The sequence below is a fragment of the Pseudoalteromonas sp. ASV78 genome, assembly GCF_047806705.1.
GTDB lineage: Bacteria > Pseudomonadota > Gammaproteobacteria > Enterobacterales > Alteromonadaceae > Pseudoalteromonas > Pseudoalteromonas prydzensis_A.
Genome location: NZ_JBLOPA010000001.1, coordinates 2,392,501 through 2,404,909 on the forward strand (window position 1 = coordinate 2,392,501; position 12,409 = coordinate 2,404,909).

At 37.3% G+C, this 12,409-nt stretch carries 15 protein-coding genes and 1 pseudogene (1 of these 16 cut by a window edge); 9 read left to right on the top strand and 7 right to left on the bottom strand.

Translation table 11 applies throughout. From position 1 onward, the window contains the following. The 5 genes in view from ACMVDV_RS10855 to arsJ are tightly spaced (at most 20 nt apart) and all read left to right on the top strand, a layout consistent with a single transcriptional unit that may run on beyond the window. Positions 1 to 199, top strand: partial view of a metalloregulator ArsR/SmtB family transcription factor gene (locus ACMVDV_RS10855; protein WP_416158122.1) — the end only. 623 nt of this gene lie to the left of the window's left edge; only the last 199 of its 822 coding nucleotides appear in the window; the start codon falls outside the window, past its left edge; it ends in the stop codon at positions 197 to 199. A gap of 12 nt (positions 200 to 211) precedes the next feature. Then, positions 212 to 1,228, top strand: a complete 1,017-nt coding sequence (gene arsB, locus ACMVDV_RS10860; protein WP_416158123.1) for an ACR3 family arsenite efflux transporter — start codon at positions 212 to 214, stop codon at positions 1,226 to 1,228. 12 nt (positions 1,229 to 1,240) lie between these two features. Then, positions 1,241 to 1,732 (top strand): dual specificity protein phosphatase family protein, encoded by a 492-nt coding sequence (locus ACMVDV_RS10865; protein WP_416158124.1) that lies wholly within the window; start codon positions 1,241 to 1,243, stop codon positions 1,730 to 1,732. A gap of 20 nt (positions 1,733 to 1,752) precedes the next feature. Then, positions 1,753 to 2,763, top strand: coding sequence for an ArsJ-associated glyceraldehyde-3-phosphate dehydrogenase (locus ACMVDV_RS10870; protein ID WP_304185907.1), 1,011 nt, complete (start codon positions 1,753 to 1,755; stop codon positions 2,761 to 2,763). Between the two features lie 5 nt (positions 2,764 to 2,768). Then, a complete protein-coding gene (gene arsJ, locus ACMVDV_RS10875) occupies positions 2,769 to 3,983 on the top strand; it encodes an organoarsenical effux MFS transporter ArsJ (RefSeq protein ID WP_416158125.1) in 1,215 nt (404 codons plus the stop codon). Here the strand turns inward: arsJ and ACMVDV_RS10880 are convergent. Next, positions 3,977 to 4,744: an EAL domain-containing protein gene (locus tag ACMVDV_RS10880; RefSeq protein WP_416158126.1), complete on the bottom strand. Its 768-nt coding sequence runs from the start codon at positions 4,742 to 4,744 to the stop codon at positions 3,977 to 3,979. The two genes, arsJ and ACMVDV_RS10880, sit on opposite strands and share 7 nt — an antisense overlap. Before the next feature lie 482 nt (positions 4,745 to 5,226). Between ACMVDV_RS10880 and ACMVDV_RS10885 the strand changes: the two genes are divergently transcribed. Then, positions 5,227 to 5,646 carry a hypothetical protein gene (locus ACMVDV_RS10885; protein WP_304185911.1) on the top strand — a complete coding sequence of 140 codons (420 nt, stop codon included), beginning with the start codon at positions 5,227 to 5,229 and terminating at the stop codon, positions 5,644 to 5,646. A gap of 109 nt (positions 5,647 to 5,755) precedes the next feature. Here the strand turns inward: ACMVDV_RS10885 and ACMVDV_RS10890 are convergent, their stop codons facing one another. Further along, complete coding sequence (locus ACMVDV_RS10890) at positions 5,756 to 6,157, bottom strand: hypothetical protein (RefSeq protein ID WP_416158127.1); 402 nt, start codon at positions 6,155 to 6,157, stop codon at positions 5,756 to 5,758. Between the two features lie 408 nt (positions 6,158 to 6,565). On the opposite strand from ACMVDV_RS10890, the gene ACMVDV_RS10895 reads away from it, so the two are divergent. Next, a complete protein-coding gene (locus tag ACMVDV_RS10895) occupies positions 6,566 to 7,882 on the top strand; it encodes a tyrosine-type recombinase/integrase (RefSeq protein WP_416158128.1) in 1,317 nt (438 codons plus the stop codon). 326 nt (positions 7,883 to 8,208) lie between these two features. On the opposite strand, the gene ACMVDV_RS10900 is transcribed toward ACMVDV_RS10895, so the two are convergent. Beyond that, positions 8,209 to 8,793, bottom strand: coding sequence for a hypothetical protein (locus ACMVDV_RS10900; RefSeq protein WP_416158129.1), 585 nt, complete (start codon positions 8,791 to 8,793; stop codon positions 8,209 to 8,211). A gap of 79 nt (positions 8,794 to 8,872) precedes the next feature. On the opposite strand from ACMVDV_RS10900, the gene ACMVDV_RS10905 reads away from it, so the two are divergent. Further along, positions 8,873 to 9,718: a hypothetical protein gene (locus ACMVDV_RS10905; protein WP_416158130.1), complete on the top strand. Its 846-nt coding sequence runs from the start codon at positions 8,873 to 8,875 to the stop codon at positions 9,716 to 9,718. Further along, positions 9,715 to 10,119 carry an adenylyltransferase/cytidyltransferase family protein gene (locus ACMVDV_RS10910; protein ID WP_416158131.1) on the top strand — a complete coding sequence of 135 codons (405 nt, stop codon included), beginning with the start codon at positions 9,715 to 9,717 and terminating at the stop codon, positions 10,117 to 10,119. Before ACMVDV_RS10905 ends, ACMVDV_RS10910 begins: the two co-directional genes overlap by 4 nt. Before the next feature lie 31 nt (positions 10,120 to 10,150). On the opposite strand, the pseudogene ACMVDV_RS10915 reads toward ACMVDV_RS10910, so the two are convergent. The 4 genes and pseudogenes from ACMVDV_RS10915 to ACMVDV_RS10930 all read right to left on the bottom strand — a co-directional run bounded on the left by ACMVDV_RS10915 (position 10,151) and on the right by ACMVDV_RS10930 (position 12,348). Continuing rightward, a pseudogene (locus ACMVDV_RS10915) lies at positions 10,151 to 10,957 on the bottom strand (replication initiator protein A). Positions 10,958 to 10,965: 8 nt separating this feature from the next. Continuing rightward, positions 10,966 to 11,166, bottom strand: coding sequence for a helix-turn-helix transcriptional regulator (locus ACMVDV_RS10920; RefSeq protein WP_416158132.1), 201 nt, complete (start codon positions 11,164 to 11,166; stop codon positions 10,966 to 10,968). Between the two features lie 518 nt (positions 11,167 to 11,684). Then, positions 11,685 to 12,062, bottom strand: coding sequence for a hypothetical protein (locus ACMVDV_RS10925; protein WP_416158133.1), 378 nt, complete (start codon positions 12,060 to 12,062; stop codon positions 11,685 to 11,687). Between the two features lie 76 nt (positions 12,063 to 12,138). Beyond that, positions 12,139 to 12,348, bottom strand: coding sequence for a hypothetical protein (locus tag ACMVDV_RS10930; protein ID WP_182758706.1), 210 nt, complete (start codon positions 12,346 to 12,348; stop codon positions 12,139 to 12,141). Positions 12,349 to 12,409: the final 61 nt, after the last annotated feature.

The following is a 12,409-nucleotide window of genomic DNA, read 5'->3' on the forward strand; positions in this document are numbered from 1 at the left end:
CGTGCTCAAAAAAGCAGGCATTATTACTGATAGAAAAAACGGCCAGTGGGTGTTTTACCGTATTAATCCACAGTTACCACTTTGGATTAAAACAGTCATTGCCCAAACAACCGAAAACAATATTGATCTCATCACCACACATATTGAGCGCTTAGCTAATATGCACAACCGCCCAGATAAAACTAGTTTTTGTAATTAGAGGAAAACATCAATGGGAGTTTTTGAGCGCTACTTATCACTGTGGGTTGGCTTAGCCATTATTACTGGTGTTTTGCTTGGCCAATGGCAGCCTGATGTTTTTCAGATGATTGCTGATTTTGAAATAGCCCATGTAAATATTGCAGTCGCTGTTTTTATTTGGGTGATGATCTTTCCGATGATGGCGCAAATCGATTTTTCATCAATTAAAGATGTAGGTAAAAACCCTAAAGGCCTAGTGCTAACACTAGTGATAAATTGGTTAATCAAACCATTTACTATGGCGGCGCTTGGTTGGTTATTCTTTAACTTTATATTTGCAGATTTGGTAGACCCACAATCAGCACAAGAATATATAGCCGGGATGATTTTACTTGGTGTTGCGCCCTGCACTGCTATGGTGTTTGTTTGGTCACAACTGACAAAGGGCGATGCTAACTACACACTGATTCAGGTATCGGTTAATGATGTCATTATGATTTTTGCATTTGCGCCTATATCTGCGTTGTTATTAGGCGTGAGTGATATACAAGTACCGTGGCAGACCTTATTAATTTCTGTTGTCTTGTATGTATTACTGCCATTAACCGCAGGGGTGTTCACCCGCAAAGCGTTAAATCAAGGCAAAAACGAGCAAGCACTCAATCAATTTTTAGCTAAATTAAAACCTTGGTCTATGGTTGGCTTGATCGCAACAGTAGTTTTACTCTTTGGTTTTCAGGCAAATACGATTCTCGCAGAACCACAAACAATCGTGTTAATTGCTATTCCGTTGATCATTCAAACCTACGGTATTTTTGTTATTGCATACGCTGCGGCCATTTGGATGAAGCTCCCTCAAAAAATAGCAGCTCCTTCTTGTTTAATTGGTACTTCAAACTTTTTTGAACTTGCGGTAGCAGTAGCTATTTCGTTATTTGGCTTACATTCTGGCGCAGCACTGGCCACCGTTGTTGGTGTATTAGTAGAAGTACCGGTAATGTTATCGCTAGTTGCCATTATAAATCGCACCCAACATTGGTTTAAATAAAAGGAATAACAAATGCAGCTTCACCCGTATGACACATTAACTTTAGATAATGGCGCAAAACTGATTTTTACACCTTGCCCTGGCAGCAAAGCGGCATCGCTGGAAGAATCGGTGATCACACTAAAGCAAGCTGGCACTAATATGCTACTTACTTTGATGCATGATGATGAGCTTGCCAAGAACAATGCAGAACAGCTGCCTACCTTATGCGAGCAACATAATATTACTTGGTTACAGCTACCTATTATAGATGATGCAGCCCCAGCGCAAGAATTTGCTGCACAGTGGCAAAAATATAAAAGCACCATTATTAATGCGGTAAAAAACCAAGCCACCATCGCAGTACATTGTAAAGGTGGCTCAGGTAGAACGGGCTTAGTGATAGCGCTTATTTTATTAGCCAGTGGTATGCCAAGTGACGAGATCATTAAGCAAGTCCAAACTATCAGACCGAACGCGTTAAAAAATCCTCAGCAACTCAATTATTTTAACTCACAGTTATAATCAGTATTAAGGAATAAACCATGACAATTAAAGTAGGTATTAACGGCTTTGGCCGAATGGGTCGATTATCAATGCGTGCAGCATTTGATTGGCATGATATAGAGATTGTTCACATTAACGACCCAGGCGGTAATGCTGAAACATTCGCTCACCTAATGACATTTGATTCCGTGCACGGTAAATGGCATCACCAAGCAAGCCATAGCGATGATGCAATTATTATTAATGGCAAAACAATTGGCTTTACACAAAACACCAAAACAGAACAGACTGATTGGTCAAACTGTGATGTGGTGATTGAAGCCTCAGGAAAAATCAAAACTAAAGCACTGCTGCAAGCCTATCTTGAGCAAGGTGTAAAACGTGTTGTTGTCACTGCGCCGGTAAAAGAAGAAGGTATTTTAAATGTGGTAATGGGTGTCAACGACCACTTGTATAACAAAGACATTTACCCAATCGTAACCGCAGCATCTTGCACAACTAACTGTTTAGCACCCGTGGTAAAAGTTATCCATGAAAAAATTGGTATTAAACATGGTTCAATTACCACTATTCATGACATCACCAACACCCAAACAATTATTGATGCACCACATAAAGATTTGCGCCGCGCACGTTCGTGTGGCACAAGTTTGATCCCAACCACCACAGGCTCAGCGACTGCAATCACGCATATTTTCCCTGAATTAAAAGGCAAGTTAAACGGCCATGCTATACGTGTACCACTCACTAATGCATCAATCACAGATTGTGTGTTTGAACTTGAACGTGGCACAACGGTAGATGAAGTAAACACATTACTCAAAAATGCCGCCGAAAATGAGCTTAAAGACATTATGGGTTACGAAGAACGCCCACTGGTATCTATTGATTATAAAACCGATCCTCGCTCAAGCGTTATTGATGCACTATCGACTATGGTGATCAACGACACGCAAGTAAAACTCTATGTGTGGTACGACAATGAATGGGGCTATGCCAATCGCACAGCAGAGCTGGTACGTAAAGTTGGTTTAGCAGACAAGGAATAATCAACGTGGATCGACTAACAGCCCTGCCCCCACAAATAAAACAATACTTAATAATTACCGGTAATTATTGGGCGTTTACGCTTACTGACGGTGCGCTGCGCATGCTTGTGGTGTTGTATTTCCACCAACTAGGTTACAGCCCGCTCAATATTGCTATGCTGTTTTTGTTTTATGAGATTTTTGGTGTGATCACCAATCTGGTCGGTGGCTGGCTGGGTGCTCGATTCGGCCTCAATAAAACCATGAACATTGGCTTAGCCTTGCAGATAGTATCTTTGGCAATGCTCATGGTACCTGCCGATGTGCTTACCGTAGTCTATGTAATGGCCGCGCAGGCACTATCTGGGATCGCCAAAGATCTTAATAAAATGAGTGCGAAAAGCGCGATTAAGTTACTTGTGCCAAAAGATGCTCAAGGCCAACTTTATAAATGGGTGGCAATTTTAACAGGCTCTAAAAATGCATTAAAAGGAGTTGGTTTCTTTTTAGGTGGCGTATTGCTAACCTTGCTTGAATTTCATGGCGCGATCCTCACCATGATTTGCATGCTTACAGCGGTATGGCTATTTAGCCTATTCGCGTTAAAAGAAGACTTAGGCAAAGCCAAAAATAAAGCCAAATTTAGTGAGCTATTCTCCAAGAGTAAAGCCATTAATGTACTCTCTGCTGCACGACTATTTTTATTCGGCGCCAGAGATGTGTGGTTTGTTGTCGCATTACCAGTCTTTTTAGCCGCTACATTCGGTTGGGATCACTGGTGGGTTGGCGGCTTTATGGCAAGCTGGGTGATAGGTTATGGCATAGTACAGTCTTTTGCGCCTGCCTTTACAGGGAAAAAATCAGGGAGAGTACCCAATGGCCATAGTGCATTTTTGTGGGCCAGCTACTTAACCGTTATACCTGCATTAATAGCTTTAGCACTGCATTATGATTTTTATATACAAACATCGATTATTGTCGGTTTACTGATTTTTGGTGCGGTGTTTGCTATTAATTCATCATTACATAGCTATTTAATTGTTAGCCTTGCTGATAGTGATGGCGTATCACTTGATGTGGGCTTTTACTATATGGCCAATGCCATGGGCAGACTATTAGGTACGGTGCTTTCAGGTTGGGTATATCAGCAATATGGGCTTGAAGCCTGCTTATGGATCTCAAGCTGTTTTATTGCGCTAGCCGCATTGTTATCGCTAGCGTTGCCAAAGAGTAATCAATAGTCATTAAAATCAACCGTTGGTAAACTCTCAAAGCCTGGTTTAGCAAATAAGTAGCCTTGCATTAACTCAATACCCGCTGCTTTTAGCCAAGTATATTCCTGAAAAGTCTCTATCCCTTCAGCTAACGGAGTGATATTTAATTCTCGGAACATATTTAAGCTGTGGGTGATTATTGATTGACGTATTTTGTCTGAGTCGATATTACGGATCAGCTCCATATCTAGCTTAATAATATCCGTTTGAAAATCAGCTAATAAATTGAGCCCTGAATAACCTGAACCAAAGTCATCCGTGGCCGTTGTAAAACCTAACGACTGGTAATACTCAACCACTCGCTTTATGTGAGCGCTGTCTGTAATTTTCTCAACTTCGGTAAACTCAAACATAATACGTTGAGTAGGAAAATTATATTTTTTAGCAGCTTCTAATGTAGTACGAATACAGCGTTCCGGCTTATAAATAGCATTAGGTAAAAAATTAATGCTTAACATCGAATCTACCCCTAGCTTAGCGGCCAATGCAATCGCTTTAATTCGGCAAAGCTGATCAAAAGTATAACGGTTAGACTCGTTCACTTTTGCGATAACTGAATAGGCAGATTCATTATTTAAACCACGCACAAGCGCCTCATAACCAAAAATAGAGTTCGTTTTGCAATTTATAATTGGTTGAAATGCCATTGTAAAATCAAAGCCTAGGCTCTCTTCATCCTTGCAGTTGTTACAAGACACCTTTTCACACTCGGTTAGTTTTTCATTCATGAGTACAGCCCGTTTTAGTATATTTTGTTATGGTAGTAGAGTTAAAAGCGAAAGCCAACCTTATGTCATCATTGCCTACACAGTAAATGGTAACAGCCGTTTTTAAATATACGTTAGAGTTAATTGCACTGCTGAGCTTTATAGTGGCAAACCATGATCCTGACACAGCTCATTTATGTCAGCACAACCACTCGCTTTTGAATCCGACATTTTCCAAAAGCGTTTTCCATTGGACTATAAGCAGTAGTGTTCTGTGTAGCAACTAGGTATTCTAGTATTTTTTAAGCTACTTTATTGCTAGCGTAACCGCGCAGAGCCACACTACCAGCATCTCATCTAAAAAAAGCCAACCTATATTGCGCTTTGATATGTGATGTAGAGCGCCCCATTTTCTAATGTAATGAAATCCCCAAACATGGAACAATTAATGCATTAATTTTGACAACTCAACTATGTCAATTTTTAGTCGCACGGGAGACACAATGAATTTAACAACAATTCCCTCATCATTACTCGCAGATCCAAACTATTTAAAGCAAACACAATCGGGCACACAGCAAACAAATAGCAAAGAAGAGTTAGCCCCGACTACTCCAGTAAAAAATACTGACGAAGAGGTTACTGAAAATAATACTGACAACGATGAGACAGTTCAAAGTACTCAGCAACAAATGATTAAGAACATTAAAGAACTACAAGAAAAAATACGCGCGCTTGAAGCTGACAGTAGTCTTTCAAAAACAGATCAGCAAACACAAAAAACCGAATTACAAAAACAGTTAGACAAAGAACTCGTCTCAATCCAACTCAGCGTAAAAAAGAACGTATCAACTTTAATGGGAAGTTTATTTTCGTCAGCAGGCAACACCAGCTCAGGTTTATTATTTAACCATAGTGCTTAAAGCTGTTTTTAATAGAACAACGAGGCATAATAAAACGATTAAAGTAGTGTCACTAGCTGTGACACTCATTACTAAAATACAAAGCACCACAGCAAATCTAACGACTGATTTAGTTACTTTGTTTGTCAGAAACTAATTTTTGTAACCAATAACCATCATGCTTTTCAAAAATATTAAGCCCTTCTTTGGTCTTGACTAAAATATTATTACCGACAGTAGTATAATAAACTGGGTTTGGATCAATCGATATTAATGCATGTACTCTGCCTAGCATATCATCTGAAAGGTGCTGTTCTAAAACGCTAACGTCTTTGATACCAAGAGTTATATAGTCATAAAGCTGTTTAGCGGTTATCTCAGACTTTAATTTATGTACAGAGGCATCAGCGACACCCACACAATTTGTATAAAAATCTATTCCTAACATAGTTTGTTTGTTTTCACATAACGATAAGTCTGAAAACTGTGCAAAACATGTGCTTGGTAGTAATAAAATTAATAATTTTTTCATCGAGCGATCTTAATTTTATTTGACATAACATTCCCTCATTCAATAAAAATAAAAAGGTACATCACTTTTTTATTACTTCCCACGTTTGAATTATTTTGCCGATTAGAAACTAGTAATCGTTAGTCATCTTTTGCTATTTCAAAAAGTAGCACAGGGTAATTTCTGTTAGTAGGTGTTTACTTGGGAAGCTTGTAAAAATGGTGGCCCCTCCCAGACTTGAACTGGGGACCTAACGATTATGAGTTGCAAAACAAGGACTTACTACGAGTTACTTTTTGATATAACTATTTACTAATTTTCATAGCTATATCATAGGGTTATTGAATAAACCCTACCTCTGATGCATAAATCATTATGTATTTCAGAACGTTAAATTTTACGTTCAAAGTAGCACAGAGGTAGCACCATATGTTAGACACAAAATTTCGCTTCACAGAATTGTCGCTTGAAAAGATAGAATCAAACGGTAAACGCACTCGCTATTATGACAATCTATTGTCAGGACTCATTTTAGATGTGAGCGTAGCAGGTAAGAAGTCATTTAGAGTTTATAAAAAGATACCAGGAAGAGACACCCCTATTAATGTCACCCTTGGTTACTTTCCATCAATTGCACTTGATGATGCAAGGCGAATGGCTAGAAAGGTAATGGCAGATATTGCTGAAGGTATAAACCCAAACGACCTTAAGCGCCAATTTAGAGCAGCTTCTATTACCTTGAAAGAAGCTTTTGACTCATACATCGAATCTAGAGTTCTTAAGCCTATAACTGAAAGAGGTTATCAACAAAAAATAAACTGCTATTTACCAGACTGGCATAACAAGCGCCTAGCCGATATTAATCAAACAATGATTTTAAAACGCCAACGAGAAATAACCTCTAGAAGCCCTGCTCAGGCAAATTATACCATGCGCCTACTGCGTGCTTTATTTAACTTTGCTAAAGCCGAATACAAGTCTTCAGAAGGTCGTTCACTATTTCCAGAAAACCCTGTAGATGCACTTTCTGAAAAACGAAGCTGGAATAATGTAAAGCGTAAAACAAGACGGCTGCGCCGTTCACAGCTAAAACCTTTTGTAGATGCATTATATGAAGTAAGAAATGAAGCTGCTAAATATCGTCAAAATAGTCGTGTCGGTTTTTGTGATTATCTGGAGTTTTTAACCTTTTCAGGCTTGAGAAGGTCTGAGCTACTGCAACTTCCATGGTCACAAGTACACCTTGAAGATAGGATATTTATTTTAGAAGATACAAAAAATGGCTTGGACGTTGAGTTCCCTATTACAGATCGATTAGCTGAGATATTTAATCGACGAAAAGAATATAAGGTATCTGACTATGTATTTGGGACAAACAGTAAAAAGGGCTACCTCACTGATCCTAAAAAAACGTTGAAACATGTATGCCAAATTGCAGGAGTAAAAATCACTTCGCATGATTTGCGTCGCACATTTACATCAATGGCTGAGAGTAGCGGAGTATCAGGATACCTCCTGAAACGCCTTCTAAACCATATTACAGATAAAAGTGACGTAACAGCTGGCTATTTAATTTTAACTGCTGAGGAACTTAAAGAGCCAGCAGAAAAGGTAACCGAAACAATTTCCAAATATGCTGGTTTGATTGAACAAGAGCCAGAAAATAAAATGAGTGAAATGAAAAGTCTGTTAGCAAGCTTAACTAAGGAACAAAAAGTTGAGCTGATGAGCACTTTATTAAGTTAATTACAGTACATTCACTGAGGGCATTTAGTGAAGACTATCTAATTACAGCTAATTGCCCACTAGCTAAAACTCGCTAAAAAAATGTGAAAAATCGGTTTCTTTTATTTATTTAATTACGTTTAAAGATTAGTGCATAAAAATCATTTTAGACCAAAAACTTAGAACCAATTTTGGTAACTAAAGGTACGATAAAATAGTATTAAAAGTACGATAGTTAATTATCAAAGGTACGATAGTTTAAGGATTAAAAGTACGATACCCCGTATCAAAAGTACGTGTCTATCCATAATCAAAAGTACGTGCTTACCAAAGCTTAGAAATAAAAATTAATATTCAACAACTTCTCTTGTCCACTGCTTTACAATTTTAACCTCTGTAATTAGGCTTAAATCGCTTAAACAGACAGCTGTAGAATTTGGATAACTAGACTCTAAGATCAATCTTCTTTGTTTCATATTTTTAATATATACATTATGAATTAATAGCTTCTTATTCACTTTTTCCATCACTTTCGAAGTTATTAGTTTATCATCCAATCTGATGTCTTTACGTTTTTTTATCGTTAAATCTCTTCTAGCAGCCAGAAGTTGATAGTTTTCATCAATAACAGAATCTCTCATGCAGTTATATTCACTCAAGCCTTTAAGTGAAGTTAAGTCAAAAATTAAAGCGCTCGGAATTTCAATTGTCACTTTAAGGACACAGTAACTTTGTTTATTGTGAGTATTTTGGGCCCACTCTTGCGCGCACTTAAGTCCAGATGTAACCCCATCTAAAAAAAAGTATACGCCACTTCCTAACCAATCCTCCTCACCTTTGGAAATCACAAAGCCATTCTTAGCTATAGACTTTCCTCTGTCTAAGGTAGTACCATGAAAAAGACTGATTTTATTGATTTTTTTATTTTCCATGCCCAATTTCTTCAAAACTATAAAGTTAATATTAATACATGCCCTTTTGAACAGGCTTAAACAGAATATATTAGCAAAAATGACTATTCTACTTTTAGCTGGGGCTGTATCTGTTGCAATCTTACCAACACCTTTTCTTGAGTGGGTGCTTTCAAAGTTATTTGATTATGCTGCTGATCAAAATCAAACATCAAACTTTTGGCCTCCATTTTCATTTTATGTATTTCTCTTTTCGGGTCTAGTTATTGGATTCTACAGCCATCACCTCCAAAGACAAAAAACACCACCATTAATTGAAGAAGTTACCAAATCAGGTAGCTTTAAAATAAACAACTCAAAAGTTTATTGCTATCTAGGCTCTATTGAGAATATCTCAGATATTGATGTAGTAGTAACCTCTGAAAATACCAACTTAGATCTGGGGGGAATAAGTGGCACATCAGTTTCCGGACGAATTAGAAAGATGGCCGCATCTTTCAATGATAAACATGAACTGGAAAAAGATTATTTAAATGATTTTATCAATGACTGGAAAAAAGATAATGGGCTGGGCCCTTTCAACAAAGGGCAATGTATTATATCTCCGCCATTTAACGCTAAGAAAGCTGGAATAAAAAGTATCGTTCATGCAGTCGCAATTGAAAAAAATGGAGGGATGCCTGCAAATATGGATGACTCCGCGACAAGAAATATTGTTCAGTATAGTATTACACATACTATTGAAAAAAATTATAAATCAATATTCATCCCTGTATTTGGCTTGGGGAGTGGACGAGTAGATCGACAACGCGCAATCGATGCAACTGTAGACACAATTAAGGCTATCTTGGACAGGACTGATGAGAATCTCAAGGTTTATATTGGGGTATACCGTGCTGATGACAGCTTTGCATTAATTAAACAACTTACTAAAAAAACAATATGATCGTTGGTTACACCTCAGGTGTATTTGATTTGTTACACAATGGACATGAAAACTTTTTACGTGAATGTAAAAAACAATGTGATATTCTTTACGTTGGAGTTGACTCAGATTTAAGAGTTAAACAACAAAAAGGAGCTTTTCGCCCAATACAAACAGCACATATAAGACTAAGAAATATATCTAAACATTGCGATCACGCATTTATTAAATGGAAGTCATCACAGGCGTATTTAGAAAAAATTCAACCAAATATCATTTTTGAATCAAACCTAAAGGAAGATTCAAAAGCATTTTATCCACCCCAAAGCAGGTGTGTAAAAATATCTTACACTGAAGATGTGTCCACAACTAAATTAATAAGAACTCAACTATCTTTGAATACAAATGCTGAAATAAAATAGCTATTTGGTAAGTATGTTTGGTTGAACTGTCTTAATTACCTTCTTTTAACTCTTTACCTAATTCCTTAGCCTTTGCCACAAATAAATCACGTCCTCCTGTAGTTAGATTAAAAATTAGCACATCTTTATTATCATAAAGAACTCCTAGCCCTAGTAACTTCCTGCAATAATTTAAACGCCTCTTAAATTGAGATTTTGTGAGCTTAACCCCTATTCTTTTTTTCATATTATCTATGGGAAATTCATAACTTGGCTTTCGTCCACAGCACTTTTTGCATACTTCATAAAGCCGACGCTCAAACAGGTTTAGGTTAAAGTAGCCATCGTCTAGTTTAAGCACTTTTCTATTCTGAACCACCGCAAATAACCACTCTGATAAGGTTATTTCTCAATAAACACTTTCGTTTATTTGGACTTTTCTAAATTCCTCAATCATGGATGTATTTTCAGGAATCTTAATATCAGATATAGTGGCATCAGTAGTAAACCTTGTACCCTTTAAACGTTTCAAAGCGTTATCAAGGATTGTATATTCTTTTCCCGAAGTACCTCTATTTGTTGTTTTTAAAAAGTCGTAACGACAAAGCAATACTTTTCGATTAATCTCAATTTTCATATTTTGCGCGGCCATTAAATGGCTTAAGCAATAGATGATCACTTCTTTATCTTTGACTGTTGCCCGCCCGAATTTACTCGGGGTTATAGCTAAAGAAACACCTCTATACTCGAACTCAACACAATCTTTTGACTTTCCATCCAAAGCATATATAGGCCAAAACATAGAGAAAATATCTGACCTTAAAGTCATATACTTCATTTTGCATTCGAAATACGCCATAGCTTGCGTTACTTGTTTCTTGATTGAGAAGCTAACCAGTTGTGAAAGTCTTCAACAGGGAAAAGTAATCGAGCGCCAATTTTAATATGCGGTGGTAATGGGTAATTTCCACAGCCTTGTTTGTTCTTAGAGATTTGATTAAAAAGAGCTTGTTTACTGATAAAAAGTAAGTCGGCTACTTCTTCTGAACGATAAAATATTTTTTCCATTATAATTGACCTCAAAGCGTAAGCATTGAGCTCAATTATTAGCTCAACACATTATTAATTAGTTGAGGGACAATGGTAATGAAGTGTTCAGAAAGTTGCTCCGAAAAGCTAGGTGAACTTTCGGGGGGGGGGTTGATGTTTTAGGGACAAAACAACATAACTTAGCAACCTGAAAAAATAACCTTATGATTTTTATATGTATTATTTTTTAAAGTGAGGATTGGCTAGTAAAAATACCTACAGAAAAATTTGCTTGATAATCTTTTTGAGTAGGCTTTTAGAGAGGTTCTATACAATATTACTTACATTTGAGGTGAAACAAAACAGCGAAGAAGATCACAAGACTTAAAATCAAAGCGCAGCCAGCGAGTACAGGAGCCATGTTTAAATCCTGCCTTCTTTAATTACTGTGAAAAGATCATTTTTCAACTTGTCGTAGCGCCGAGTAGCGCGAATCGCTAACACCATTAAAACCCATACTTGAAGCCATTCGTATAATGTCATAACTGCAATCTCTGCTAATGCTTTGTACTTGAGTATAGAAAAGATCCTTCACAATTACACAAAGCAATAATCCACTCACTAATATTTTGTTGCTTCTGCTCATTACAGCCGATAAAGGGAAAAGTTATTTTTTTGCTTCGAGACTTAAAATGACCGAAAGGCTCTAATCTAATATCCCAAACCTCACCCATTTCATTTGTTACATCGAAAGCCAGCGCTTTCTGAGAAATCAAAGCAAAAAAAATTTCCTGCTCTGATTGCACTTCTTTTTCAAAAAAAAGCCCTAATGGTTCACATTCAGCTTCGATACCAGCTAAGCGGCTTTGAAACTCAGCGACTACTGGGATGAATGGCCTTAGCTCAATTATTTTGTATAGATCTAAAAGTCGCATTATATTACTCCTGAAATTAGGCATGCCTAATTTTGCTCACTATCCTGTTCTTTAAAGTTAGGCATGCCTAACATTATTAATAATAAGTGTCGTAAAGTTCACCACGTGACTGAGCATCTTCAGCTTCTTCACGCGACATAAATTCACCATCAGCGATAATATTGCCCATACCATCATTCAATTGTTCTAGTTGCTCGCTTTCTTTAGACGACTGCTCATCGCTTGTAAATATACCTGCCAGCAAGTAGACAGCCCCAACTAATACACACACAAATGTTTCAAGCATATTCATTCCTCTCCAAATTCAAATTACCCACGAAAGCAAAAGCTAAGGATTCCTTAGTATC

What these genes read in the sequence shown, in the direction of transcription:
- ACMVDV_RS10900 (WP_416158129.1), bottom strand. Translation starts at nt 8,793, where the DNA reads ATGGAAAATAAAAAAATCAATAAAATCAGTCTTTTTCATGGTACTACC.
- ACMVDV_RS10870 (WP_304185907.1), top strand. Translation starts at nt 1,753, where the DNA reads ATGACAATTAAAGTAGGTATTAACGGCTTTGGCCGAATGGGTCGATTA.
- ACMVDV_RS10910 (WP_416158131.1), top strand. Translation starts at nt 9,715, where the DNA reads ATGATCGTTGGTTACACCTCAGGTGTATTTGATTTGTTACACAATGGA.
- arsB (WP_416158123.1), top strand. Translation starts at nt 212, where the DNA reads ATGGGAGTTTTTGAGCGCTACTTATCACTGTGGGTTGGCTTAGCCATT.
- ACMVDV_RS10885 (WP_304185911.1), top strand. Translation starts at nt 5,227, where the DNA reads ATGAATTTAACAACAATTCCCTCATCATTACTCGCAGATCCAAACTAT.
- ACMVDV_RS10930 (WP_182758706.1), bottom strand. Translation starts at nt 12,348, where the DNA reads ATGCTTGAAACATTTGTGTGTGTATTAGTTGGGGCTGTCTACTTGCTG.
- ACMVDV_RS10905 (WP_416158130.1), top strand. Translation starts at nt 8,873, where the DNA reads ATGACTATTCTACTTTTAGCTGGGGCTGTATCTGTTGCAATCTTACCA.
- ACMVDV_RS10920 (WP_416158132.1), bottom strand. Translation starts at nt 11,166, where the DNA reads ATGGAAAAAATATTTTATCGTTCAGAAGAAGTAGCCGACTTACTTTTT.
- ACMVDV_RS10865 (WP_416158124.1), top strand. Translation starts at nt 1,241, where the DNA reads ATGCAGCTTCACCCGTATGACACATTAACTTTAGATAATGGCGCAAAA.
- ACMVDV_RS10890 (WP_416158127.1), bottom strand. Translation starts at nt 6,157, where the DNA reads ATGAAAAAATTATTAATTTTATTACTACCAAGCACATGTTTTGCACAG.
- ACMVDV_RS10880 (WP_416158126.1), bottom strand. Translation starts at nt 4,744, where the DNA reads ATGAATGAAAAACTAACCGAGTGTGAAAAGGTGTCTTGTAACAACTGC.
- ACMVDV_RS10925 (WP_416158133.1), bottom strand. Translation starts at nt 12,062, where the DNA reads ATGCGACTTTTAGATCTATACAAAATAATTGAGCTAAGGCCATTCATC.
- ACMVDV_RS10895 (WP_416158128.1), top strand. Translation starts at nt 6,566, where the DNA reads ATGTTAGACACAAAATTTCGCTTCACAGAATTGTCGCTTGAAAAGATA.